Source organism: Agromyces sp. 3263 (assembly GCF_031456545.1).
GTDB lineage: Bacteria > Actinomycetota > Actinomycetes > Actinomycetales > Microbacteriaceae > Agromyces.
Genome location: NZ_JAVDUV010000001.1, coordinates 810,856 through 836,668 on the forward strand (window position 1 = coordinate 810,856; position 25,813 = coordinate 836,668).

Here is a 25,813-nt window from a genome sequence, read left to right on the forward strand (position 1 = left end):
CCTCACCGCCGAGCGCGACCGCGTCATCGCCCGCACGGAGCTCTTCCGCGTGCCGAGCACCTAGCCGCGGGCTACCCGAGCGGCACGTACGGCAGCACGACGGGCGACCCGGCGCGCCAGTCGAGCACCGTCGACTGCGTCGCACCGTCGGGCACGAGCACGTCGATCGTGTTCGGGTCGCGCGTGTCGGTGTCATGCGCGTCGTTGTCGCCGGTCCAGACACCGGCGCCGCCGCCGAAGCGGTACTCCTTGATCCAGCTCATGCCGATGTCGGGGCTCGTGTTCCAGTAGTCGAAGTCGTAGACGGGTCGGATGCCGCCGGTGCCCTCGCCGTTGGGATCCGCGTGCGACATCAGGGCGACCTGGTACGTCGCGCCCGCGAGGTCCACCCCGTCGAACACGTCCTTCGGCACGGACATCGCGATCTGGTGCGTCGCCGGCAGCACGAGCAGGGTGGCGTTGGCGAGCACCGCGTCGGTCGCGTCCCGCACGGCCGGCTGGATGAAGCCCGATCCGCCGACGACGAAGTCGTACGGGTGCGCGAGGGTCGCGTTCGTGCCCGGCCGCGCCGCGACGGCCGCGCCCGCGGCATCCGTGCTCACGTAGATGTCGACCCGCTGCACCGACATCTGGTTGCCGCCCCAGGGGTTGTTGATGTCGCCCGCGAGCGTCGTGACGAAGTTGATCGAGGTGCCGTCGTCGTAGACGCCGAGCTGCGTGAGGTCGAACGCGCCCGGGTTGAAGGCGCTGTTCGTGGGGTACACGTAGTCGCCGGGGCCGTGGTCGTCGCCCGACGGGTCGTCGACCGTGCCGACGGCCGTGCCGAAGTTCGTCGACGTGACCGCCACCTGCACGGCGGTCGTGCCGCCGTCGGCGCCCACCGCCACCACGGTGATGGTGTTGGCGCCGAGCACCACGGGCACCTCGGCGGTGAAGGCGCCCCCGGTGACCGATGCCTCGACGGCGTGCCCTCCGGCCGCGACCCAGACGGATGCCGCGTCGGTCGAGCCCGCGACCGTGACGCTCGATTCCGGGGTGACGGCGCCGGCGACCGGCTCCGTGACCGTGAGGCTCGGCCCGGCGGCAAGCGCGCCATCGGCGTACCGGTCGGCCACGACGGAGGGCGTCGAGATCGGCCGCCCCGCGTCGATCGACTGGGCGAGCCGCACGAATGCGGCCATCGACCAGGCCAGCGGCGTCGCCGAGCCGGTGCCCTCGCCGAACACGAAGCCCGCGGCATCCGGGCGGTCCCAGACCTGCTCGGGAATCATGTACCCGTCGTTCGCGGTCGCCGCGAGCGTGTCGAGGAACGTGTCGGCCGGACGGCCGTTCGCGAGCTCGTACTCGCCGCGCTCACCCGAGAGCAGCGGCCAGAGGCGGCCGACGCCGGTGCCGTCGTAGGGCGACCCGTCGGCCTTCTCGCCGTAGCCGTCGTGGTTGTAGCGGTACCAGAGCGCGCCATTGGGCGAGTCGACCTTGATCGTCGCATCGACCTCGGGTAGCGACTCGATGATCGCGGCATCCGCGGCCGGCTTCACGCCGAGGCGCACCAGGTCGAGGAAGCCGGCATCGACGATCGACCGCTCATCCCAGGCGCCGCCGCCGTTGTTGATGTCGAGGAAATGCCCGTCGTTCGGGTTGCCGTTGTCGTCGATGCGCTCGTAGTACTGCCCGTTGCCGAGCGGGCCGGTCGTGGTGAACGTCCAGTCCTGCACCTTGCGCTGCCAGTCGTCGGCGACGCCCGTGTAGACCGCGGCCGATGCCTCGTCACCGTTCGCCGCGGCGATCGACGCGGCGGCCGTGAGTCCGGCGACCTCAGCGGCGATGGTGCTGGGCGAATAGCCGCCTTCCTCCTCCCAGCGCTCCTGCGGGGTCGACGGGCCGTGGCCGACGAGGAAGTCGGCGGCGGTCTTCACGTGGTCGGCGTAGGTCGTGGCATCCGTGCGCCCGAGGCTCCACGCCAACACGATCGGGAACGCGACCTCGTCGAGCTGCAGGCCGCCCCAGTAGGGCGTGCCGTCGAGCAGCGAGTTCTGCGGGAACGACCCGTCGCTCTTCTGCTGCACGTCGAAGAGGTAGTCGAGCGAGCGGTTCGCGGCATCCGAGTCGCCGAGGGCGATCTGCGCGGTCGCGACCTGGTAGAGGTCGCGCGCCCACACGAGGTGGTATCCGCCGACGCCGGCCTCGTTCGCGTTCTGCGCCTGGCCCCACGGAATCGTGAGCGAGGCGATGTTCGCGCCGCGGTAGGTCTTGTCCTCGTGCGCCTTCAGCGTCATCGCGGAGACCTGGTACTGGGTGGTGAGCGCCGCATCGCCCGCCACGCTCGCCGGCACCGCGCTGACGCTGTCGAGGTAGTCGTGCCAGCCCTCGGCGTACGCTTCGGCAGCAGCATCGGCGCCCTTGCCGGACTTGCCGAGGCTCGCATTGGCGACCGTGCGCGCGGCGTCGGCGGAGGCCCCGAACCCGAGCACGAGCGTCGCCGAGGCGTGCTTCGCCGGGCCGGTCAGCTTCAGCTCGGCGGTCTGCACGACGTTGCCGTCGAGCGCCTCCGCGTATCGGTGATCGAGGCGGTGATCGGTGGCGAGATCGGTCCAGCCGTCGCTGACGCCGGCGAACCCGTTGGAGGTCGCCACGAAGTCCTTGTCGGCCACCAAGGCGCTCGCGATGGGCTCGCCGCCGGTGCCCGGGTCGCCGGCGAGGTCCTCCGAGACGAGCGCGCCGCGCCAGAACCGGGCCGAGTCGTGCCGCCCGCTGTTCGCCAGCGACGGGTCGTACTGGGCGAAGACCCGATACTTGCCGCCGTCGAGTGAGCGTACCGAGACGTCGATGATCACGCTCGCGCGGGCGGGATCGGTGAACGTCGTCTTGACGATCTGGTACCGGCCGTCCTTGTCGGTGTTGGTCTGCGTGTACACGAGCGCCCGCGAGTCGGCGAGGCTCACCTCGTGGGTCGTGTCGCGCGACTCGAGGTCGGTGAACGTGGAGCCGTCGGTGACGATCAACTCGAGGCTGCGGCTGTTCGCCACGTCGACGCGCGGGTAGTACACCTCGGCCAGCGTGCCCTCCGAGAGGGTGTACCAGACCTTGGACTCCGTGGTCGTGGACGTTCCGACGCCCTGCTTCGCGCCGGTGGTCCAGGTCGCCTGGGCACCCGGAGCGCCGGGGGCCTGCGATGGCTGCGGCGCGGCGTTCGCGGCTGCGGTTCCTCCGAAGAGTGCGACGCTCACGAGCGCTGCCACGGCGACGGATGCCGCGGCGCGGCGCCTGCGCCCGCGATCACGCGCCCGACTCGTCGATCCTGATCCCGCAACTGCCGACCACTCCGTCGAACGCATCGCCACTCCTCGTCGAGTTCGCTGTGACTCCGTCAGCAGAGTCCGCCGTGACTCGGTCAGCATAGGCGCGGCCGGCGACGCCCGCCAGAGGTCAGAACCGGCCCGCCTCACGGAGCGACGCAGGACGTGAACCCGCTGGTAGCGCTGCTCAGGTAGGTTCCGCCGACCCCGAGCGTGCCCGACTGGCTCGAGTTCAGCGCGTTCACGTGCTGCTCCACGAGCGGGGTGCCGGCGGGCGAGGGCTGGAGCCCCTCGATGCCGAAGACGTTGACCGCCGGATCGGTCCCGGCCTTCGTGAGCATGATCCCGGGAGCGGTCGACCCGTTCGTCGTGCCTCCGGCGGTGACGTTTCCGGCGATCTCGAGGCACAGCGTCGCGTTCATGCCCGGCCCGCCGGAGATACCTCGGATGCCGCTGAACGCGCCGCCGAGCGACGCCGGCACGGTGTTGTTCAGGATGCGGGCGGTCAGCGCACCCGAGGCCTCGGCGAAGGTCACGATCCCGCTTCCACTCACTCCCGACACGACGTTGCCGCTGATGACGGCCGAGAGCGCCGGCCCTTCCTGCACGAGCGGCGTCCGGCTGCTGGCCCTGATACCGCTGCACCCCTGGCGGTTGCCGGCGTTGATGATGTTCTCCGACACGGTGGCCGTCGCCGTGGAGTTCTGCGACACCTCGAGGAGGATGGCTTCGCAGTCGATGTGCCGGATCGGCTGTTGGGACGTGCCGTTCTTCGTGATCACGAAGTTGGCGTCGGCACCGAAGCCCGCGGCCGCACGGACGAACTGCTCCGGCTGCGCGCCGAGTCCTCCGTCGCCGCCGTTCATGAGGTTGCCGCTGACGGTGACCACGTCCGTCGCCGATCCGAGCGCGCCCATCGCCGGCACCGGGCCGCCCACCGCGTTGCCCGCGAGCACCTCGATGCCCACGCCGTGGGCGAAGCCGGTGAGGTCGTTGCCCGAGATCGTCGCCTTGGTGACCGTCGCCGCGGTGGTGGCGGTTCCCCCCGCGAAGAGCAGGATCCCGTCACCCGGCGTCGTCGTCGTCCCGTCGTCGGAGATGCGGTTGCGAGAGAGTTCCGCGTGGCTGATGGTGCCCGCCCGAGTGGTGAGGTCGATGCCGTTCTCGGCGGCGCCCGTGATGATGTTGTCGGTGATCGTCACGGCGCCGGTGACGCCGGCGGACCCGGTGAATCCGATGGCGCTCGAGCCGGCGAGGTCCGCGGCTCCCGCGCCCGAGATCGTGCCGTACGTGAAGGAGAAGCCGTCGACCTGGGATCCGATCACCCCGGTGAATCCGGGATCGACGATCCGCATGTTGCGCAGCGACGGGTTCTTGGTGGCCATGAGGCTCACGGCGGTGGTCGCCGAGCCGCTGATCACGCCACCGGAACCGTCGCCGCCCTGGGTCGTGTTCCCGAGCCCGGTGATGCTGAAGGAACCGGCGGTGCCCGTGCCGTTCACCACGATGTTCCCGGAGCTTCCGATCGACACCCGCTGGAACGTGACGCCGGTCGCGGCGATGTCGGTGAACGCGAGGGTCACCGCGTAGCCGCTGGCGGTGTCGATCGTGTTGCCCGCGCCCGTCACGGCGATCGTGCCCGACGACGTCGCCGACAGGCCCGCCCCGTGCGTCGTGTCGATGTCGAGCCCGCCCCCGGTGATCGAGAGGGAGTGGCCGTCGGAGCTGCCGAAGACGACGGCATCGGCGGCGTTCGTTCCGATCCGCTTCGTCGCCCCCGCGAGCGTGGTCGCTCCGCCGGTGTTGTCCGTCACCCGCACGCCGCCGCCCTCGTCGGATCCGTCGGTGATGGAGCCCGACAGCGTGACGGTGCCGCCGGTGCGATGCTCGACGGCCGCGCTGAGCGCACCGCTGCCGTCGGCGATCGTGCCGCCGTAGGTGATGTCCCCGCTGCCGCCGTCGACATCGACGGCCGTGCCGGCGGCGCCCGAGATCGTGCCGCTCGCCGCCGAGAACGTTCCGGCGCCGAGGCCGGTGAGGTCGATGCCCGCGCCGGAGCTGTTCGTCGACGAGACCTCGTCGAACGGCAGGGTGGCCGCCGTGCCGTTGACCACGACGGCTGGAGCGCCGGTCGCGCGGACCACACCCGAACCCGCGGCGGTGAGGGTCACCGTGCCGGCGTTGCTCAGCGAGAAGGCCGGCGTGAAGCCGTCGGTGGTGAGGGCGAGATCGCCGAAGGTGATCGCGCCCGTGGTGTTGGCGAGCGAGACGCCGCCGTAGGACGAGTCGACGGTCTCGACCCGGTCGATCTGGCTGGTGCCGAGCGCCGTGCCGGAGATGCGCAGCGCAGAGGCGGACCATGCGCTGATGCGGATGTCGGATGCCGGGTCGAACACGACGGTGCCCGCATTGACCAGCTCCACCCCCGCCTGCTTCGTGTTGACGGACAGGCCCGAGAAGGTGAATGTGCCGCTGGTGCCGATGAGCGAGACGGCGGCGTCACCGGACGCGGAGTAGACGATCTGCAGGTCGCGGAAGGTGCCGCCGACGTCGCCGGCGCCACCGACGAGCGCGTTCCCGAAGCCGCCCACCGAGAGCTCGAGCCCGCCGACGGTGTCGCCCGAGCCGAGCCGCACGACGTCCTGGATGGAACCGGCGGTGATGACCGGCTTGATGCCGGCGCCCGTGTGCAGCGTGGCACCGCCGACGACGAGGCTCGCCGCCGAGCCGATGAGCTGCTGGTCGGCATCGAGGTCGATGCCGGCGGCGTAGCCGGTGCTCGTGCCGTTCCCGCGGAACACGAAGATGCTCTGCCCGGCGCTGCTCGCGGCATCCGCTTGGGCGAGGGTGTCGAACGGGGCGGTGGAGGTGCCGTCGTTGCCTTCGGCGTTGTTGCTGACGTACCAGACGCAACCCGCGAGCGCGATGCTCACGCGCCCGGTGTCGGAGTCGTCGCCGTCGGTGACCTCGTAGTCGAAGAAGTCGGCGGCGTCGGTGCAGCTCGTGCCCGCGGCCGGGGTGTAGACGAAGTCGCCGTCGGCCTGGATGTCGACGCTGCCGCCGTCGTTCGTGGCGACGGTGCCGGCCACGAGCGAGAGCGCACCGTCGCCGCCGCCGTCGTTGGCGATCAGGTCGCCGGTGACCAGCTTGCGCGGACCCGAGGTCGTGGGCACGCCGTCAGTCGGCGAGTCCATCACGAACGTCGTGTTGCCGACCGCCGACTTCGCGGCGGCGAAGGTGTCGTCGCCGGCGACGGGCACGTCGTTGACGCACGCGACCGTGACCGCGACGGTCGCGGTGGCGCCGCCGGTGACGGTGTAGGCGAAGTCGTCGGTGGTGGTGCCCGGCGGATCGTTGCAGACGTTCGGGTCGGGCTGGTACGTGAGGCCGGTGTGGGCGCCGGGGCTGCCGCCGGTGAGCACCACGGTGCCGCCCGCGGGGTCGCTCGCCGACACGATGGCGAGCAGGCCGCCGTCGGGGTCGTCATCGTTGGCGAGCACGTCGAGTGCCGTGGCGCCTGCGTCCTCCTCGACGGTGAACGCGTCGTCGCTCGCGGTCGCCAGGTCGTCGACGCAGGTCACGGTGACGGCGACCGTCGCGGTCGATCCGCCCGGTGCAAGCGTGTAGGTGAAGTCGTCGGTCATGGTGCCAGGCGGGTCGTTGCACACATCCGGGTCGGGCGCATAGGTGACGGATGCCGCGTCGCCGGCGATCACCGCGGTGCCATGGTCGGGCTGCGTGATCGAGTCGATCGCGATGGGTCCGCCGTCGGCGTTGTCGTCGTTGGCGAGCACGTCGATCGTGCTGGCAACGGCGTCCTCGGCGATGGTCGCGCGGTCGTCGACGGCGGTGGGCGGCACGTCCTCGACGACGTCGGTGACCTGGATCGTGAAGGCCTCCTCGACGGCGCCTCCGTACCCGTCGCTCCCCCGGAGCCTGATCGAGTAGGAGCTCTTCGCCTCGTAGTCGAACGCCGCAGTCGTCGTGAGCGTGCTGCCCGCGATCGAGAAGCTCGAGTTGTCGTCGGCGCCGGCGCCGGCGACCAGCGCGAACGTCGGCGTGCTCGCCGGATCGCCATCCGTGAGACTCAAGGTGCCGACCGTCGTGCCGGCCGGCTCGTTCTCGAGCACGGCGGCGTTCGACAGCGCGAGGTCGCTGGGCGCGTGGTTCACGATGACGTACGCCGTCTCGGTGGCGGCGCACAGTCCGGGCCCGCTCACGCGTCGCAGCACCCCGGAGCTCGGCGCGCAGAGGTACACGGGCGTCGAGGTCGGCACCGTGATGATGGTGCCCGGCGGCTTGGTGCCGGTGCACGCCTTCGCGGAGCTCAGGCGGCGCACCGAACCGTCGGGCTGCACGCACAGCTGCGTCGGCCCGGGCCAGATCGCCACGGCCGTCTCCTGCTTCGGCCGGCAGTCCGACGAGCTCGTCGCGACCCGCAGCAGTCCGTTCGACTTCTGCGCGCACGCGAACGTGAGCTGCGCCTCGGTCGTCGACGCGACGGCCACGGATGGCGCGGCCACCCCGACGACCAGCGCGAGGATCGCGGCGAAGACCAGTGCGGGTCGCGCTCGGCCGGGGACCCGGCGGCGCCGCCCCCGCTCGGCGCTGGCGTTCGAGGCATGGGCGGGCGCGACCGACATGGGGTCTCCTCGGGTTCGGCACCGTCGCCTGGTCCGTGCTGGGGGCGCGGAACGACGACGCCTTCGCGCTCAGCGTGGCGGGGGCAGGTGCCCGCTGCCAGTCCCAGAAGGGGGGTCGTGAGGGTTGCTCGGGTCGGCCACGCACGACGAAGGCCCGGTCCCCTGCGTGAGGGCCGGGCCTTCGAGCGGATGCCGCGGGGCGGGCGTTACGCCGCGGCAGGCACCTCCACGGTCGCGCGCGGCACCGGCACGACGACGAACTCGCCGTCCGCGGCATCCACCGTCACGCCCTCGCCGTCGCCCAGCGCACCCGACACGAACAGGTCGCTGATGCGGTCGTCGATCTCGCGCTGGATCACGCGACGCAGCGGGCGAGCACCGTACTCGGGCTCGTAGCCGCGCTCCGCGAGGAGCGCCACCGCGGCATCCGTCACCTCGAAGGCGACCTCGCGCGCGGCGAGCCGCTTCGAGGTCGCGCCGAGCATGAGCCTGACGATCTGCGCGAGCTCCGCCTCGCCGAGCTTCTGGAACAGCACGATCTCGTCGATGCGGTTCAGGAACTCGGGCCGCATGGCCTCGCGCACCTTGCCCATGACCCGCTGGCGCACGTCGTCCTGCGACGCGAAACCAGAGCCATCAGCGGATGCCACGAAGCCGAGCGCACCCGACCGCGACGCGAGGAACTCCGAACCGAGGTTCGAGGTCATGATGACCACCGTGTTGCGGAAGTCGACCGTGCGACCCTGGCCGTCGGTCAGGCGTCCGTCGTCGAGCACCTGCAGCAGCAGGTTGAACACGTCGGGGTGCGCCTTCTCGATCTCGTCGAACAGCACGATCGAGTACGGGTTGCGCCGCACGCGCTCGGTGAGCTGCCCGGCCTCGTCGTAGCCGACGTATCCGGGAGGGGCGCCGACGAGCCGCGACACGGTGTGCCGCTCGCCGAACTCGCTCATGTCGAAGCGGATCACGGCGGTCTCGTCGTCGAACAGGCTCGCCGCGAGCGACTTGGCCAGCTCGGTCTTGCCGACACCCGTCGGGCCGAGGAACAGGAACGACCCCACGGGCCGACGCGCGTCGCCCATGCCGGTGCGGCTGCGGCGCACGGCCTTGGCGACCGCGGTGACCGCGTCGTCCTGGCCGATGACGCGCGAGTGCAGCTCGCCCTCGAGGTCGCCCAGGCGCTCGCGCTCGGACTCGGTGAGGCGGTTCACCGGAATTCCGGTGGCCCGCGAGATCACCGCGGCGATCTCGGCCTCGTCGATCACGGCCTCACGCTGCTGAGCGGATGCCGCGGCGCGGCCGGCTGCGGTCACCTCGTCGAGCTTCGCCTGCACCTTCGAGATCTCGTCGCGAATCCGCGACGCCTCCTCGTAGTGCTCGGCGCCGACGGCGGCGTTCTTGTCGGCCTCGAGGTCGGCGAGCCGCGCGATGAGCGCGGAGACATCCGTCTTCACGCCGAGCCGCAGGCGCAGCCGCGCCCCGGCCTGGTCGATGAGGTCGATGGCCTTGTCGGGAAGCACCCGGTCGGTGAGGTAGCGCGCACTGAGCTCGACGGCGGCGCGCAGCGCGGCATCCGTGTACTCGATGCCGTGGTGCTCCTCGTAGGCGGGCTTCAGCCCGTGCAGGATGAGCACGGCGTCCTCGATCGAGGGCTCGCCGACGCGCACCGGCTGGAACCGGCGCTCGAGGGCGGGGTCCTTCTCGATGGTGCGGTACTCCTTGAGCGTGGTCGCACCCACGAGGTGCAGCTCACCGCGCGCGAGGCGCGGCTTCAGGATGTTGCCCGCGTCCATGCCGTCGCCACCGCCGCTGCCGCCGGCGCCCACGACCGTGTGCACCTCGTCGATGAACACGATGAAGTCGCCCTTGTGCTCGGCGATCTCGTCGATGGTCTTGGTGAGGCGCTCCTCGAAGTCGCCGCGGTAGCGGGTGCCCGCGAGCATCGCGGGCAGGTCGAGCGACACGACGCGCTTGCCGAGCAACTGCTCGGGCACGTTCTCCTCGACGATCGCGCGGGCGAGGCCCTCGACGATCGCGGTCTTGCCCACGCCGGCCTCGCCGACCAGCACCGGGTTGTTCTTGGTGCGGCGGCTGAGGATCTCGATGGCCTGCTCGATCTCGTCGACGCGTCCGATCACGGGGTCGAGCTCGCCGTTCTCGGCGAGGGCCGTGAGGTCGGTGCCGAACTTGTCGAGCATCGGGGTGGCGGATGCCGCGGCGCCCGCGCTGCTCGCGTCGCCCTCGCCCTCTGCGCCCTCAGCGCCCGGGGTGACCGTCTCGCGGATCTGCTGCGTGAGCGCCTCGGCGGTGACGCCGGCGCGCGCGAGCACCTGCCCGGCGGGGGCATCCTGGCCGAGCACGAGCGCGAAGAAGAGGTGCTCGGGGTCGATGTAGGTCGAGCCGGCCGAGCGCGCGACCTGGTAGGCGTGGAACAGCGCGCGGCTCGCGCTGGGGGTGATCGTGGCCGCGTTGATGTCGGCCGTCTCACCCGCGGCGGGCAGGCGCGCCTCGGTCGCGGTGATGATGCGCTCGGGTGCGACGCCGATGCGCTGGATGGCCTGCGTGACCGCCTCGTCCTCGACGATGACGCGCAGGATGTGCAGGGCGTCGAGCTCGGTCTGGCCGCGCTCGAGCGCGAAGCGTCCTGCCTGCTGCAGGATGCCTTGCGTGCGGGCGGTCAGGAACCGGCTGAGGTCGATCGACCGAGCCTGACGCGCCTGCTCTCCCGCAAGGTACCGGCTGAGGAACTCGTCGAACGAGCTCGCGCCGGCTTCGGGGTTGAAGTCTTCGGGCACCAATCCTCCTGGGAACTTGAGTTGGGTACGCTCAAGTTCAACGCGGAGGGGGCGCGGGTATTCCCGGCAACTGACGAAGGAATATACACTCCGTCAGAGCCGTCGCACGCCACGCAATCGGCGTGGATCGCATACTCGTCGGTGTGCAAGCACGTTCGCACCTCTCACGACTTACCGCGGGGCCGATCCATCTCGCCCTTATTTGATGCAGTGCTCTCCGGTCGCGTTACTGTCCCCTCCGATGCGGATGCCTTGTCGCCTGAGGGGCCGTCTTGCGTAGCCGCAGTTTCCTCACTACGAGTTTGCGGTCGCTTGATCTCGAGTTCCCTTCGCTTTGACCACCTCAAGTAGTCGGTACCAGCTTGCGTCAGCGACCAGTACTCGTTCTGGTCGCTGACGGAATGACGCAAGCTAGAAGGGGCAACAAGGTCAAGAGCCATAAGCTCCACAAGCACCTCCTTCACGACATTGAGCGGCGTGATCGTGGATGATCGCGATTGATCGCTCTTCAGGTGAATGGCCAGGAGTTCGGACGCTTTGCGCAACGGGTACTCGGGGATGAGCGACGGGCCCAACGTCTCGAATATCCAACGCAGGCTGACCGAGGGAGCATCCGTCTCCCACTCGGTTGAATCAAAGTATCGGTAGGAGACATCGTGCGTGCGCCCGGAAAGTACCGCCCGGAGTTGTTGCATCGCCTTGGTCTGATCCGCATCTACTTCGTGGTTGAGCGCCTCGATCTCGCGCCTGAGTCTGGCGTTCTCCGCGCTCAAACGCGACAGTTCGGATGTAACTTCGGGGCCGATCGAAGACGACGAGCGAACCCAACCCTCTCGTGGCGTCGCAGTGAACGCCTTCATTAGGGCGACCACAGCCTTCGAATGAAGATCCTCCGCAGACTTCCAGTATCCAACCGGTCGTTGGCCTACCAGCCCCCTGAACTCATCAAGTAGCAAGCGCACTTCTTTGTCACCATCAATGCGATCGGCAGGCCAACTTGCGCTGGGGTCAATAAGGAAACCGAGGGCTGGCACGCCGGATGCAACTGCGTATTCATACTCTTTGCGCGTATAGCTGATCCCGTCGACGACCGATCCATAGCGATGGGCGACTATCACGAGGTAGTAATCGCTCTCATCGATGTGGCGTTGAATTATCTGCCACTGCTGTTCATCTGCAGCGCTGAACATCTCCATGCCGACGGGTATGTGACCCATCTCCAGGATGGCTTTGATGACGGCATCCCGTTCCTCGACGAGATCTTCGTACGTTGAGCTCACAAAGATCTGAAATTTGGTTGCCAACGCTGTTTCTCCTTCGGTCACGACACAACGCGAGCTACCTCTAGTTCGCAATCGGCTTCGAGTGTACGGTCGTTGTCGCATGCACTTAGGTCTCGAGTCAGCGTTGCCTCCGGCATTCCGGCCGCCCACTAGGGCTAGGACTACACGCATGTAGGGGGAGCGCCGGCCGTAGTCATGTCTCACCTCAGGTCAGCTCGCCGTTGCGACACGGCATCCTCATCGAGGCACCTCACACCGCAACCACACCCGTGGCGTATTTCGTGCGACGACGCGAGAAGCATCGAGATATAGACTCCGCACGTGCCTTTCCCACAGTCTTTCGATGACTCTGGGCTCCCTGATCCGGCTGACCGGGGGACGCCGTGGGTAAGCGACACACCCGCTTACGTCATGTGGTGCGAGCGCATGGCCGGTCTCGACTTCATGGATCGGCTCGCCATCGTCGAGCATCGCGGCCTAATCGACGCCTACGGGGAGAACGCCATGAGCCGTGACGCGCTGCAGCGGATCGCAGCGTACGGGCCGTTGTGGGAACTCGGCGCCGGCGGCGGCTACACCGCTCGACTTCTAAAGGATCTCGGAGCAGAGGTGGTCGCCTCGGATCCGAAGCCGCCCGTGATCCCATGGACGGAGGTCAGATGGGGCACGTACGAAACGGATGACGTAGGAGACAGCATCCCTCTCCTAGTCTGGCCCTACATGAACGCGGCTCTCCCATGGCTTCGATCCGAGCGCGCCCCGCACCGCCTAATCGTCGTCAATGATGTCGCACCGAATGCAGTCGGGGCTCACGGCATAATCGGCTACCTGTCCGAGGCATGGACGCATATCGAGACCTTCCCCGCTGGTTCGGGATGGCGCAGGTGGGCCGACTATGTCCACGTTTGGGATCGGCCGAACCGATAGCTACGCCGAGTGTGCCTCCGGCCGGCCACCTCCCCGTCGGTTTGATGGCGCAGGTTCGTTAACACTTGACGTTGGGTTACAGGTTCTCTTCGAACCGAACACGGACTTCGGGTCTCACACGTATGGACTTATCAATCGCGGCCCGAGCCGATGGCGGCCATGCTCCTGCGGTGGCGAAGAGAACTTCATCGGCCTGGAGTATCTCGGCAGCATCAAGGCGCTTCTTGACCGCTGTGCGGAGGGCGGCGCCGGAGCCCATGTTGCCACTTGATTTCACTTCGCCGACCGTTACTTGGCCATTGACGAATGCGATCAGGTCAATCTCGTACATCGGCTTTCCATCCGCATCAGTGAATACCACCTCGGATGTGGTGAGCGCGGCGTCCGTAGCGCCGCCCACACGGGCCGCTGCTCTCAGCACTTCCATTCCGTGTTCGTCCACTAGGCCGCGAAACGCCTTGTGCAGGTCATAGTGCCACACTGGTTCATCCATCGGGCGTCGCCACTGCGCGCCGATGAAGTCGTTGCGCGCACCGCAGTGACTGCATTCATAGACCTGGGCTAGGTCGTCGATACTCACAAATGACGGAGACCCACATTCCTCGCAACCGAGTACAAGCCCGCGCCGAAGGAGCCTAGCCCGCAGGAGCTCGTCAAGCAGGGCTCGAATGGGAGCGTCGCTGATAGACCCGAGCACTCGGCGGAATGCAGCAAACGTTAAGTAGGGCGACAATCCCAGCAGGACACCATCACCGCACGGGAACGCGTCGCTGCTCTTCTTCGGAGAGGCGGCAGACCGGAACTCGCTGAACGCCGCTTGCTGCCCGCCAGCAGCGAGCTCGACCAGCCTTACTCGGCCCCCCAGTCGGCGGGCCACCAACTCGGAGTACTGCCCAGCCTTGGAGTACGTTGCGTTGAGATTATGACGTCTCGCCATCGCCTGCACCCATGAGTAGAGGCCGAGTTGACGGAGGTGTGGGCGCGCAAGACGGGAATGGAGCACGCTATTGCCCGCGACGAAACCAAAGCTCGCTGCTCGGAAGGTAATCCCGTCGCGAGCATTGCGAAGCAGGGTTGCCGTGGCCAAGTTCTCGCTGGCGACGATCTCTGCCGCGGGAAGTTGCCGTCCTGGTGGCATGGAACGGGGAGAGATTTGCACGTCCACCACCCAAGCGGGCTGGCCATTCTGATCCAGGGGAAGCCCGGACTCCGGGCCTGGTGGAAGTGGAGCTTCAAATGGGGCGGCGAGTCGGACGGTGCCGTCTGGCGACTCGAACACGGGCACCACGTACGAGGCACCGACTCCGTCGGCGATGGCCAACGTCGAAAGGCCGCTGCCGAATTCCGGGAGTGCCTTTGATACGCCAAGCGACGATGAACCGCTTGTCACCTCCACGTCGTTGATCAACAATTGACCGCGGATCGTCATGCTGTTCAGAGCATCCTGAGCGTCGGCGGGCGTTTTGCTAACGGTAGTGACATGGACGTCTGAGGCATCGAAACCGAGAACCCCATGCAGGTGGAGCTTTAGACGAGGTGCCGCGTCCATTACCGAAGTTGCGTCATTCGATAGCCAGATGGCGAAGCCGAGAATTCGATCGAGTGCAAGGGCAAGCGCGAAGTCCTCAGCCGTGTCGCCGAGCACTAGGACACGCTTGACCGGGTTCCATCCGGTGCTGATTCGTGTAAGCGTCGGTGACGCAGCCTCAAACCACGTGTCCGCGCGGATCTCACTGGTTGACTCACGGCTGTGCTGCCAGATGAGCGGCTCTGGCGCCTCCCCCGCCGACGGGTCAAGCAACCAGTCGAGCAGATCTTCATCAGCGGGCGCTGGCCGAGTGGGTTCAGAATGCGGTGGGCTGCCTGTCTTTGCGAGCGCCCAGAGAGCGACGTCGCCATCCCATTCAGTCGTGGCTCCAACGACGCTTCGAGTTCCTATGACCGAGTTCTCGTCGACGCGATGGTGCCAATCTCCTCCGTTTGAACCCCCCACCGAAATACGCAGCGGGTGGGGGGTTAGGCGCGAGTGCGCAAGCGGCGTGACCACCGCGGCGAGCGATTCGGTGGCCTTCTTTGCCCAAGCGTCGGCGACTGGCTCATCTGCCGCAGCGGCGAGCCGAGCCTCCCACGCACAAGGGTCTTCATCGGGGCGAGGACCAACCACATCCGGCGAGAGCCGATGCCACGTCGCAACATCATGTATCAGGATCGCTAGCTCATCCGGGTCATAGGTCCGCACAGTGTTGATGATGGTGGGGTGGACAACTCCATCCTCGCCGTACGGCACAAGGATGTATCCGCCGCCACCCCATCGAACGCTGACCGCCTCGAGCGCGAGCCGTGCCCATGCCTGCCAACTTGTCCCTCCGTAGAAGAGGACAGCGACTCTCGGTGGCCTCAGGATTGTGGTCGCCGTTCGGTACGCCAGCGACTCCTCAGGCATGTCCTCTCCATCCTGCTCAATACAACCAAGTGCCGAAATCATCCCATCCGCAAACCGCGCATGGTGGCCAGCACGCCCGCGACCAAGTCCGCGGGAGGAAGCCAACGAGCTCACCCATGCTTGGAGCGGCCGCAAGTGAGTGCTCGAATTCCATTTCGACAGATTCCCGAATTCGCGAGTCGCAAGAAACGCGCGCGGCGTGTTGGGACAGCTCTAAGGCGCCGCGATCATCTCCTCGACGGGTATCAATGGACGGCCGCGAGGCCCTACCCCGAACCGTCCGAACGATATATCGTTGACATATCGTCGAGACCCGATCAGGGCCCCGGTTCAGGGAGGTCATCATGAGCGATTCGTACATGGGCAGCGGCTTCGGCGGCTCCTCGAGCGGCTGGGGCAAGGGCAGCAACCCCGGCCCGAACCTGTGGGAGGCCATGGAGCAGCTCCGCGGCATGTTCGAGCAGAAGGTCGCGCCGCGCATGGGCAAGGGCGACGTGCGCGCGGCGGTGCTCGCACTGCTCGCCGAGAAGCCGATGCATGGCTACCAGATCATCAGCGAGATCGCCGAGCGCAGCGGCGGCGCGTGGAAGCCGAGCGCGGGCTCGGTGTATCCGACGCTGCAGCTGCTCGCCGACGAGGGGCTGATCAGCGCCGAGGAGTCGAACGGACGCAAGACGTACACGCTGACCGAGTTGGGACGGGCCGAGGTCGCGGCATCCGGCGACCGCCCGGCGCCCTGGCCGACCGCAGGCAGCGGCCGCAGCCACGACACCGGGGCCGGCTCGCTCGGGAAGGCCGGCTTCGAGCTCGCCCAGGCGGCGGCGCAGGTCGGACGCACTGGCACGCCTGAGCAGGTCAAGGAGGCGGTGGACGTGCTCGATGAGGCACGTCGTCGCCTGTACTCGATCCTCGCCAAGGACTGACCTCGGTGGCATCGGCACGTGGGCGTCGAGGCGACTCGGCGCCCAACGCCGGCAGCATGCGCGCCCGCTACCGGCGCATCCTGCGGTTCGCCGCGCGCTACATCGTGCAGACGTGGTGGTTCGAGCTCGTGCTGCCGCGCTTCGGCCTGGCCCGGTTCGCGGCGCGCGGACGCACCGCGCGGCTGACGCGCATCGCCCAGCGGTTCCACGTGCTCGCCGTCGACCTCGGCGGCCTCATGATCAAGGTCGGCCAGTACCTCTCGTCGCGCCTCGACATCCTGCCGCCCGAGATCACGAAGGAGCTCGCCGGGCTGCAGGACGAGGTGCCGCCCGTGCCGTTCGACGCGATCCAGCGCCTCGCCGAGGCCGAGCTGGGCGTGCCACTCGAGCGCGCGTACGCGTCGTTCGACCCGACGCCGCTCGCCGCGGCATCCCTCGGCCAGGCGCACCGCGCCCGCCTCGCGCCCATCGACGCCGCCGACATGGGCTACGACGAGGCCGTCGTCAAGGTACAGCGACCGGGCATCGAGACGATCGTCGCCGTCGACCTGAAGGCGCTGCGCCGCGTCGCCGGATGGCTCAGCCGCGTGCGATTCGTCGCCAACCACGTCGACCTGCCCTCGCTCGTCGAGGAGTTCGCCGTCACGAGCCTGCAGGAGATCGACTACCTGCAGGAGGCGAACAACGCCGAGCAGTTCGCCGCGGCGTTCGCCGGCGACCCCCGCGTCGCCGCGCCCGAGGTCGTCTGGGAGCGCACGACGCGCCGCGTGCTCACGCTCGCCGATGTGACCGCGATCAAGATCAACGACCGCGAGGCCTTGCTCGCGGCGGGCATCGACCCGAAGGCGGTCGCGAAGCAGTTCGCGGCCGTCATGTTCGACCAGCTCTTCCGCGACGGCTTCTTCCACGCCGACCCGCACCCCGGCAACATCTTCGTCACGCCGGTCGAGCGGGTGGCGGATGCCGCGGGCGCGGGTGCGTGGGCGCCGGATGCCGCGTCGCCCGCGTCATCGGCTGGGCCCAGGGCATCCGCCGGCTCACCCTCGTCGACCGATTGGCGGCTCACCTTCATCGACTTCGGCATGATGGGCGAGGTGCCCGACGGGCTGCGGCGCGGACTGCAGCAGCTGTTGCTCGCGGTCGCCGCGCGCGACGGCAAACGCCTGGTCGACAGCATCCGCGGCGTCGGCATCCTGCTGCCGTCGGCTGACACCGAGGAGCTCGAGCGGGCGATGTCCGCCCTGTTCGCGCGCTTCGGCGGCATGGGGCTCGCCGAGCTGCAGCAGGTCGACGAGCGCGAGCTGCGCAGCTTCGCGATCGAGTTCGGCGAGACGATGCGGGCGCTGCCGTTCCAGCTGCCCGAGAACTTCCTCCTCGTCATCCGTTCGATGTCGCTGACCTCGGGCCTCTGCAGCTCACTCGACCCCGAGTTCAACATGTGGGACGCCGTCGAGCCCTACGCCAACCAGCTCCTGCGCGACGAGCGCGGCAACTTCGTGCAGGCGCTCGGCAAGGAGGCGCTGAGTTACGCCGGCACGGTCGCGCGGCTGCCGCAGCGCCTCGACGCCCTCGCCGACCGCGTCGAGGAGGGGCGCCTCGTCGCCCACTCGCCGCGGATCGAGCGACGCCTGGCGAAGCTCGAGCGCACGGCCGGGCGGATCGTGTCGGCGGTCGTCTTCGTCGGCCTCTTCATCGGCGGCATCCTGCTGCGCCTCGACGAGCCGGTGTGGGGCGTGGCGCTCATCGTGGTGTCGGCGATCCCGCTGCTGCACGCCGTGTTCGGCGGGGTGTTCGGGCGGCGCGGGCCTCGGTGAGCGCTGCAGTCGGGCGACAGCTGCACCGGCCCGCCCGGTGCGCGAACACCGCCGATTCGGCGGTCGGCGCATCCGCGTTCAGCGCTGAGCGCGCGGCCCCTGTGGCCACGGCCGCGGCACGCGCGTAGATTGGCGACGAACGAGGGGGTTCGCGTGAGCAGCAGGGGTGTGTCGACCGTGTCCGACGCCGGAAGCAGCGTTCGGTTCCACCGCCATCGTCGCTGGCCCACGCTCCTCCTCACCGTTGCGCTAACGTCGAGCCTCGCCGTCGGCATGACGCCTCAGGCCGCAGGAGCGGCGCCGCCCGCCCTATCGACCGGCGTCGTGCAGGAGGGGCTGAGCATCCCCTGGGACCTGGCATTCCTGCCGAACGGCCAGATGCTCGTCACCGAGCGGCCCGGACGGGTGCGCGTCTACGCCAGCGGCTCGCCCGGCGCGGCGCTCGTCCGCACCGTCACCATCCCCTCGGTGCGCGCCGAGGGCGAGTCCGGGTTGCTGGGCATCGCCGTTGACATCGACTTCGCCACGAATCCCTACGTCTACGTGTGCGCCTCGCGGGAGTACGCCGGCAGCGGCGGCTGGAGGAACCAGCTCGTGCGGTACCAGCTCCTCGGAGACGGCAGCTGGGGCGGCGAGACCGTCCTGGTGGGCGGCATGCTGGCCAATCGGATCCACAACGGCTGCGCCGTCGAGATGGATCGGTCCAGGAAGCTGTGGGTCGGCATGGGTGATGCGAGCAACACGTCCCTCGCTCAAGATCGCAACAGCCTGAACGGCAAGATCCTGCGCTTGAACGCGGATGGAAGCGTGCCCAGCGACAATCCCGTCATCGGCGGCACGCGGAACATCGTGTACTCAATGGGCCATCGAAACCCCCAGGGGATCGCCCTCCGTCCGGGCACGGACCAGGTCTTCGCCATCGAGCACGGCCCCGACGTGAACGATGAGATCAATCGCATCGAGGCGGGCGGCAACTACGGGTGGCCGTGCCAGACCGGCGCCGCGAGCGGCCCCTGCGGCTCCTCGCCGACCACGATCGGTTCGATCTGGGCGTCCGGCGGCTCGACGATCGCGACATCCGGCGCCGCGTTCGTCGGTGGCACCCAGTGGGCGGATCACAACGGCAACCTCTTCGTGAGCACGCTCAAGGAGTCCGACATCCGCAGGTTCTCGATCAGCGACGACGGCGCGACCGTGAGCGGCAACCAGATCCTCTTCGACGGCGCCTGGGGACGCATGCGGGCATCGGTGCTCGGGCCGGGCGGACAACTGTACGTGACCACCTCGAACGGCAGCAATGACAAGGTGATACGCATTCGACCCGCCGCGACGTCGGTCTCCCGGGTGGCGGGCGCCGACCGCTTCGCGACGGCGGCGGCGTTGAGTCAGGGCGCCTACCCCTCCGGTGCCACCGACGTGGTGATGGCCACGGGAACGGACTTCCCCGACGCCCTCGCCGGCAGTGCGGTCGCCGGGATGCGGGGCATGCCGATCCTCCTCACGGAGGCGAACGCCCTGCCCGGCGCGACGCAGGCCGAACTCGACCGCCTCAACCCCCAGCGCATCTGGGTGCTGGGCGGCACGAGCGTGGTCAGCGAGTCGGTACGCGCGGCGGTGGCGGCGTACGCGTCGTCCGGGGAAGCGACACGTGTGGCAGGGTCCGACCGCTTCGACACCGCGGCTGCCATCAGCAACCGCTGGTACGCGCCCGGTGTTCAGGCCGCCTTCGTCGCGGTCGGGACGGACTTCGCCGACGCCCTCGCCGGGGCTCCGGCGGCGGCATTGCGCGATTCCCCGCTGCTCCTCGTGCAGGGCGATGGAATCCCCGCCGCGACCGTAGCCGAGCTACAGCGCCTGCAGCCCCAGCGCATCTACGTGTTGGGCGGCACCGCCACGATCGGCTCCGCCGTCGAATCGCAACTCGACGCCTACACCAGCGGCCCGGTCCTCAGGCTGGCCGGTGCGAACCGTTTCGCCACGGCCGAGGCGATCAGCCGCACGTTCTGGGTCAAGGCCCCGGCCGCGTACGTTGCGAGTGGCGTCAACTTTCCGGATGCGCTCGCCGGCAGCGCGGTCGCCGGCAACCGAGGGCTGCCGATGCTGCTCTCCGCACCCGACGACGTCTCGATGCACACGGGGCAAGACCTCCTGCGACTCTCTCCGGCTCAGGCGGTCATGCTCGGCGGAACGGGGGCACTGACGGCGACGGTGGAGGCGCGATTGAGAGCGCTCGTCGCGGCGCCGTAGCACGATGTGGGGCCGCAGTGAGCGGCACTCCCTACGAGGGCAGTCCCATGCAGACGCCGTGGTACGAGAGCTCGTGCACGCCGGGTCCGAATGCATTCGGGATGACGAGGATCTCCACGTACGGGTCCTCGAGGGCCGTGCCCGAAACGTAGGCCATTCCGTCGATGCTCCCGGCGCCGACGTGGGGGTCATATCCCTTCGCCCTCCAGAACGACAGGGCGACGCGAACGAGATCCTCGGCGGCGACGCCTCCTGTCTCGGCGCGCATCACGATCGTGGGTGCCACTCCCCTGCCGCCGTCCGATAGCACGCATGATTCGCGCGTGATCTCGGGCTCGCCGAGCGCGGCGAGCGTGAGCGACGAGGCCATCCACTCGAGGTGGTCGACGCCCTCGGCTTCGACCGCCGACGCATCCAGCGATTGCTCGAAGGACGCGGCCTCGTCGGCGTGCACCCGCTTCACGGCGCCCGCGGTGCCCCAAATGCTGGTCAGTCCCAGGGCGAGGCACACGCACGCGGTCACCAGCGGACCCGATCGATCGGGGCGGCCCGTTCCGGTGAGATGACGATGACGGATGCCCCACCAGATGATCGTGGCGATGGGCACGCTCAACGCGATGCACATGACGACGATCGCGGTCCTGAGGTTCACCGACGAATCCGCGCCCTGGAACGCATACCGGGCTTCATTGTCGAGTGCGAGGAAGACGCACACCAGCAGCGAGACCACCAGTCCGAGGGAGACCAGCACGGCGATGGCGCGCCCGCCAGCCTCGGGACGTGGTGGTGCGGCATCCGCTCGCTTCTCGGACGTCTCGGGCGTCTCGGGCGACATGCGGCCGATCCTATTGCGTCGGCACCGTCGTCGACCGGCTCATCGACTCACTGAGGCCCACGGCAACCAGGGCACCGGCGCAGAGGATCCCCGCGAGCACGATCAGTTGGAATCGACCGGCCTCGATCGGTGATGCGCCGGCGAACACCGCGCCGACGAAGGCGCCCGGCAGCACCACGAGACCGGTCGTTCGCGTCTGGTCGACTGACGGGATGAGCGCTTCACGCACGGCGATGCGGGCGATGTCGATGGTGGATTGTCGCGGCGTTGCCCCGAGCGCAAGCCAGCCCTCGACCTCGTCACGGCGCGCCACGAGCGACGAGTGGTGGTGTCGCCCCGTCAGGGTGGTGATCGTCATCGTGTTGCCCACGACGATTCCGCCGATGGCGAGGACATACTGCGGCGTCAGCTGGACCGCCCCCGACACGAAGATCACCGCGAGCGTCACGATGGCGGCACCTGCCATGACCCCCGCGATCGTCAGCAACATCCGCCAGTCGGCGTGCAGGCGGCGCCCGGCGGTGAGGATCGCGGCCAGCAGCATCACGCCCAGCGCCAGCCAGACCCAGAGCAGATCCTCGATGACGATCGAGAGCACGAGGCTCAAGGCGGCGAGCTGCACGGCCGCCCGAAGGATGGCGAGGGCTCCGGCGTACCACTGCGTCACGCCATAGAGCCGCAGCGCGATCGCGGTGATCGCCACCAGCGCGCTGACGCCGAGCAACGTCGTGAGGGCAACGCTCCAGTCCATGCCGCAGACTCTACGGCTCGATCAGTCGCGTCGCGGCATCCGCGGGGCTGCCCAGATGCACGCGCGGGCTCAGGCGCGCCCCTTGAGGATCATGTGCCAGTACACCCAGGGCAGGATGTGCCGGTCGAAGAGCCACGAGAGGCGTCGCTCGCGAGACAGCGACTTCCAGAACGGGATGGTGGGCTTCAGCCGGTACTGGTCGTCGAATTCGGCGAAGACGACCGTGGAGCGTGAGACCGTGAACGGGCAGACGGTGTAGCCGTCGTAGCGGGTCGTGGGTTCCTTGCCGTCGAGCACCGCCAGCACGTTCTCGGCGAGAACCTTGGTCTGCTTGCGCAGCGCGCCACCCGACTTGGAATTGCGGGTCGCCGCGGCGTCGCCAAGCGCCCAGACGTTGTCGTAGCGCACGTGGCGGAGCGTCTCGGGGTCGACTTCGACGAACCCGCCCGAATCGCCGGCCGCCGGGAGACTCGTCGACTTCAGCCAGTCGGGAGCCGATTGGGGCGGCACGGCATTCAGCACGTCGTACGGCAGGCGCTCGCTCGCTCCGCCGCCGCCGACGGGGCCGATCTCGGCCGTGCGGTTCGCGCCGTCGACCGAGCGCAGCTCGGTTCCGGTTCGAAGCTCGATGCCGTACTCGGCGATCTTCCGCTCGAGCTCGCGGTCGATCTCGGGGATGCCGAACACGGTCGGGTCGGGCACGATCATCACGACACGGATGTCGCTGAGCACGCCGGTCGCGCGCCAGTAGTCGCATGCGAGGTACATGGGCTTCTGCGACGCACCGGCGCACTTCGCCGGCCCCGGCGGCTGCGTGAAGACGGCGGTTCCCCGGCGCAGGTCGCGGAGGAGCCGAGACGCCTTGGGCACCAGCTCGAATTCGTAGTGCGATGCGACCGACGGCGTGCCCAGCGCGGCCGTGAGACCGGGCACACGGTCCCAGTCCAGCTGCATCCCCGGACAGACGATCAGCTGGTCGTAGGTGACCCGACGACCTGACGCGAGGACGACGCTGGCGTCGTCGGGGTCGAGATCCACGACGGCCTCCTGGATCCACCCGACGCCCTTCGGCATGACGGAAGCCTGCGGCCGCACCGTCATGCTGGCGCGAGCGACGCCACCGGCCGCGTGCGAGAACAACGGCTGGAAGCGATGCTGGTCACGTGGTTCGATCACCACCACGTCGTCGACGCCGTGCCGATGGAGTCGCCCGGCGACCGAGAGTCCGGCGTTGCCTCCGCCGATGATCACGATGCGGTGGTGGGTCATGGGGCGCCTCCTTGCAACGTCGATGGGCAGCCGGAATCCGAACCTATGCGCCGCCCTGCGGCGAAGCGACCCGCTTGACTCGGCGGGCGCCGAGTGCATGGCGAGGTCCTCCCCGATGGACAACCCAGTCGCAGCGCCATCCGACGCTCGTAGCATGGAGGTATGCGTCCGCTTGAAGAAGCTGCCGCGACTGATGGCGGCGGCACCGCACCACCGCCGGGCCGCTCAGATGCCGGCAGCCCGCCGACGCCCGACGACCTTCGCCAGGCACGCGAGGTGCTCACCACCGAGTACAACGTGCTCATGTCGGCATTGAGCGCCGCGTGGACGGCCTCGTTGACCCGAACGAGCCTGTTCCTCGCCGTGGTCTCCGCTGCCGGCGTCGCGTTCGGGTTCGCCTCGCAAGGCGGGATGGACTCCTCGACCTTTCTCGTCGTGGCGTTCCTCGTGCTGCTGCTCACGTTGTTCCTCGGGATCGCGACGTTCATCCGGCTCGTCGAGATCCAGCGCGAAGCCACGGTGTACCTCACCGGCATGAACCGGATCCGCCACTTCTTCGCCGAGTCCTCGCCGACCGCCGCCACCTACTTCGTCCTGCCCGTCAACGACGACGAAACGGCGTTGTATCGCAGCATCGGAACCGGCATGCGCCTGAAGCGGCCTCGGTTCCGGATGCTGCACCTCTCGGTGCAGACCCAGGGCATCGTCGGCATCGTCACCGCCGTGGTGGCCGGCAGTTGCGCGGGCCTCGCGGGGTCACTCGGCGGGCCGATCGTGGCGTGGTCGCTTGCCGCCCTGCTGTTCCTCGTCACGCTGATCGTGCTCTACGTCTACTGGCATCGGTCGCTCACCGAGGTTCGCACCATGCTTCGGCCGAGGTATCCGACGGTTCCGACCGTCACGGATCAGGTTGTGGCGAAGGGCTGAGCGCCGGTTCGACTCGTCCTCCCCAGGTGATTGGAGGGCGGAGTTGTCCACAGGTGAATGCCTGATCAACGGTGTTTTTCAGGCATGATCGGATGTCGGTGGGTGGGTGCATGATCGAAGCATGGAACAGCTCCCTCCGCCACACCCAGCGATGGCAGCGCAGCCGTCGCGGCTGCCGGCGTCGCCGGGCGCGCTCGCCGCGATCGAGCGCGACGTGGCGGTGCTGTTGGAGGCGTGGGGCGGGGCGATGCCGGCGTGGGGTGCGGTTCGTGGCGACGCGCAGGTCGAAGTGGAGCAGATGAGCGACCCTGGGCTCATGCGCGTCGCCGATGCGCTCGCGCAGGTCCGGCGCGACGTCGACGCCGTGCTGGCCAGGGTCGCGGCCGAGGTGATGAAGCGATCGGGCCCAGAGTTCGGCGACATCGGGTTGGCGAAGGCGCAGGGGTTCCACAATCCGGCGCGACTGATCGCCGCCTCGACGGGCGCATCGCGCGCCGACGCGCAGCGGCTCATCACCGTCGGCACCGTCACCGCACAACGGCAGACCTTCAGCGGAGAGCGGCTCCCGTCGCGGCATCCTCACGTGGCCGCTGCCCTGGAGGCGGCGAGCATCGGCATCGAGGCGGCATCCGCGATCACGACGATGCTCGATCGGGCGTCGGCGCGAGCCGAGCCGAGCCGGGCCGGCCATGTCGAAGCGGCGCTGGTCGACCTCGCGGCGCACGTGCCGCTCGAGATGCTCCTTCGCGGAGTCCGCGAGGCAGAGGCGCGGCTCGACCCCGACGGAGTGGAGCCCCGCGAAGACGAGCTCCGCATGGAGCGCTCCCTGACGATGCGCGAAGACGGATACGGCATGCTGCACGTGCACGCCCGCCTCGACCCCGAGAGCGGCGCACCGGTGAAGGCGGCGATCGAGGCGCTCGTGACCGACGTGCTGCGCCGACGCCAGGCCGGCGACGGCGATGGCGACGCTGTGGTAGATGACCGACGGTCGATCCCCCAGATGCAGGCGGATGCCCTCGCGGCGCTCGCCCGGCATGCGCTCGGCTGCAGCCAGACCCTCACGCCGCTCGCGAAGACCACGGTCGTCGTTCGCGTCGACCTCGACACGCTCGTGAGCTGCCTCGGGCACGCCCGCATCGACGGCCTCGATCAGCCCGTCTCCGCGGCCACGGCCCGCCGCTTGGCGGCCGACGCCGAACTCCTTCCGGCCGTGCTCGGCGGCGACAGCCTGCCACTCGATCTTGGAAGGGCCGCCCGACTCTTCAGCAAGGCGCAACGACTCGCGCTCGGCGAGCGCGACGGCGGCTGCGCTTCGTGCGGTCAGAACATCGCCTACGTCGAAGCCCACCACATCGCCTGGTGGGAGCGCGATGCGGGGCCGACGGACCTCTCGAACGGCGTGATGCTCTGCAGCTTCTGCCACCACATGATCCACCGCGAGGGGTGGCAGATCCTCCCGAGCCCGAACGACGTGTGGTTCATCCCGCCACCGCACATCGATCCGGCACGGGTTCCCCGACTCGGCGGCCGGGCGCGCTTTGAGCTGCGCGAGGAAAGGGCAGCGTGACCCGGCCGGCTCGTCGGACGAGTCGACGTGCATTCGGGCACAGCTGGCGCGGGACCGATGGAACTGCTTCGACCCCTGAAGTGGGGCGCC

Annotated in this window: 14 protein-coding genes; 6 read left to right on the top strand and 8 right to left on the bottom strand. The window is 68.9% G+C overall.

Annotated elements, in window-relative coordinates:
• Window positions 1–71: 71 nt before the first annotated feature.
• The 4 genes from J2X63_RS03660 to J2X63_RS03675 all read right to left on the bottom strand — a co-directional run bounded on the left by J2X63_RS03660 (window position 72) and on the right by J2X63_RS03675 (window position 12,059).
• A complete protein-coding gene (locus J2X63_RS03660; protein WP_309974003.1) occupies window positions 72–3,227 on the bottom strand; it encodes a glucan 1,4-alpha-glucosidase in 3,156 nt (1,051 codons plus the stop codon).
• Window positions 3,228–3,442: 215 nt separating this feature from the next.
• The gene (locus J2X63_RS03665) at window positions 3,443–7,939 is read right to left on the bottom strand and encodes an Ig-like domain-containing protein (protein WP_309974005.1); all 4,497 of its coding nucleotides are present in this window, start codon (window positions 7,937–7,939) and stop codon (window positions 3,443–3,445) included.
• A gap of 206 nt (window positions 7,940–8,145) precedes the next feature.
• Entirely contained in the window at window positions 8,146–10,734 is a 2,589-nt protein-coding gene (locus tag J2X63_RS03670; RefSeq protein ID WP_309974007.1) for an ATP-dependent Clp protease ATP-binding subunit, read from the bottom strand.
• A gap of 164 nt (window positions 10,735–10,898) precedes the next feature.
• On the bottom strand, window positions 10,899–12,059 hold the full coding sequence (locus tag J2X63_RS03675; RefSeq protein ID WP_309974010.1) for a DUF4062 domain-containing protein: 1,161 nt from the start codon (window positions 12,057–12,059) through the stop codon (window positions 10,899–10,901).
• Window positions 12,060–12,443: 384 nt separating this feature from the next.
• Here J2X63_RS03675 and J2X63_RS03680 point away from each other — a divergent pair, with 384 nt between their 5' ends.
• Window positions 12,444–12,944 (top strand): hypothetical protein, encoded by a 501-nt coding sequence (locus J2X63_RS03680; protein WP_309974012.1) that lies wholly within the window; start codon window positions 12,444–12,446, stop codon window positions 12,942–12,944.
• Between the two features lie 76 nt (window positions 12,945–13,020).
• Here the strand turns inward: J2X63_RS03680 and J2X63_RS03685 are convergent, their stop codons facing one another.
• Entirely contained in the window at window positions 13,021–15,387 is a 2,367-nt protein-coding gene (locus tag J2X63_RS03685) for a hypothetical protein (protein ID WP_309974015.1), read from the bottom strand.
• A 344-nt stretch (window positions 15,388–15,731) separates the two neighbouring features.
• Between J2X63_RS03685 and J2X63_RS03690 the strand changes: the two genes are divergently transcribed.
• The 3 genes from J2X63_RS03690 (at window position 15,732) to J2X63_RS03700 (ending at window position 20,371) form a co-directional block, all read left to right on the top strand.
• Complete coding sequence (locus tag J2X63_RS03690) at window positions 15,732–16,310, top strand: PadR family transcriptional regulator (protein ID WP_309974016.1); 579 nt, start codon at window positions 15,732–15,734, stop codon at window positions 16,308–16,310.
• A 56-nt stretch (window positions 16,311–16,366) separates the two neighbouring features.
• Window positions 16,367–18,124, top strand: a complete 1,758-nt coding sequence (locus J2X63_RS03695; RefSeq protein ID WP_309977780.1) for an AarF/UbiB family protein — start codon at window positions 16,367–16,369, stop codon at window positions 18,122–18,124.
• A gap of 153 nt (window positions 18,125–18,277) precedes the next feature.
• Entirely contained in the window at window positions 18,278–20,371 is a 2,094-nt protein-coding gene (locus tag J2X63_RS03700) for a PQQ-dependent sugar dehydrogenase (RefSeq protein WP_309974018.1), read from the top strand.
• 31 nt (window positions 20,372–20,402) lie between these two features.
• Here the strand turns inward: J2X63_RS03700 and J2X63_RS03705 are convergent, their stop codons facing one another.
• The 3 genes from J2X63_RS03705 to J2X63_RS03715 form a co-directional block, all read right to left on the bottom strand.
• On the bottom strand, window positions 20,403–21,206 hold the full coding sequence (locus tag J2X63_RS03705; protein ID WP_309974020.1) for a hypothetical protein: 804 nt from the start codon (window positions 21,204–21,206) through the stop codon (window positions 20,403–20,405).
• A gap of 10 nt (window positions 21,207–21,216) precedes the next feature.
• Window positions 21,217–21,957, bottom strand: coding sequence for an ABC transporter permease (locus J2X63_RS03710; RefSeq protein ID WP_309974022.1), 741 nt, complete (start codon window positions 21,955–21,957; stop codon window positions 21,217–21,219).
• 69 nt (window positions 21,958–22,026) lie between these two features.
• Window positions 22,027–23,226: an FAD/NAD(P)-binding oxidoreductase gene (locus J2X63_RS03715; protein ID WP_309974024.1), complete on the bottom strand. Its 1,200-nt coding sequence runs from the start codon at window positions 23,224–23,226 to the stop codon at window positions 22,027–22,029.
• A 162-nt stretch (window positions 23,227–23,388) separates the two neighbouring features.
• Here J2X63_RS03715 and J2X63_RS03720 point away from each other — a divergent pair, with 162 nt between their 5' ends.
• Complete coding sequence (locus tag J2X63_RS03720) at window positions 23,389–24,153, top strand: hypothetical protein (RefSeq protein WP_309974026.1); 765 nt, start codon at window positions 23,389–23,391, stop codon at window positions 24,151–24,153.
• Window positions 24,154–24,304: 151 nt separating this feature from the next.
• A complete protein-coding gene (locus tag J2X63_RS03725) occupies window positions 24,305–25,723 on the top strand; it encodes a DUF222 domain-containing protein (protein WP_309974028.1) in 1,419 nt (472 codons plus the stop codon).
• The last annotated feature ends 90 nt before the right edge of the window (window positions 25,724–25,813 follow it).

Bases quoted from the DNA above. Each gene is read 5' to 3' on its own strand.
- J2X63_RS03725 (WP_309974028.1), top strand. From the start codon at position 24,305: ATGGCAGCGCAGCCGTCGCGGCTGCCGGCGTCGCCGGGCGCGCTCGCC.
- J2X63_RS03715 (WP_309974024.1), bottom strand. From the start codon at position 23,226: ATGACCCACCACCGCATCGTGATCATCGGCGGAGGCAACGCCGGACTC.
- J2X63_RS03695 (WP_309977780.1), top strand. From the start codon at position 16,367: ATGCGCGCCCGCTACCGGCGCATCCTGCGGTTCGCCGCGCGCTACATC.
- J2X63_RS03720 (WP_309974026.1), top strand. From the start codon at position 23,389: ATGCGTCCGCTTGAAGAAGCTGCCGCGACTGATGGCGGCGGCACCGCA.
- J2X63_RS03710 (WP_309974022.1), bottom strand. From the start codon at position 21,957: ATGGACTGGAGCGTTGCCCTCACGACGTTGCTCGGCGTCAGCGCGCTG.
- J2X63_RS03665 (WP_309974005.1), bottom strand. From the start codon at position 7,939: ATGTCGGTCGCGCCCGCCCATGCCTCGAACGCCAGCGCCGAGCGGGGG.
- J2X63_RS03690 (WP_309974016.1), top strand. From the start codon at position 15,732: ATGAGCGATTCGTACATGGGCAGCGGCTTCGGCGGCTCCTCGAGCGGC.
- J2X63_RS03685 (WP_309974015.1), bottom strand. From the start codon at position 15,387: ATGCCTGAGGAGTCGCTGGCGTACCGAACGGCGACCACAATCCTGAGG.
- J2X63_RS03705 (WP_309974020.1), bottom strand. From the start codon at position 21,206: ATGTCGCCCGAGACGCCCGAGACGTCCGAGAAGCGAGCGGATGCCGCA.
- J2X63_RS03680 (WP_309974012.1), top strand. From the start codon at position 12,444: ATGGCCGGTCTCGACTTCATGGATCGGCTCGCCATCGTCGAGCATCGC.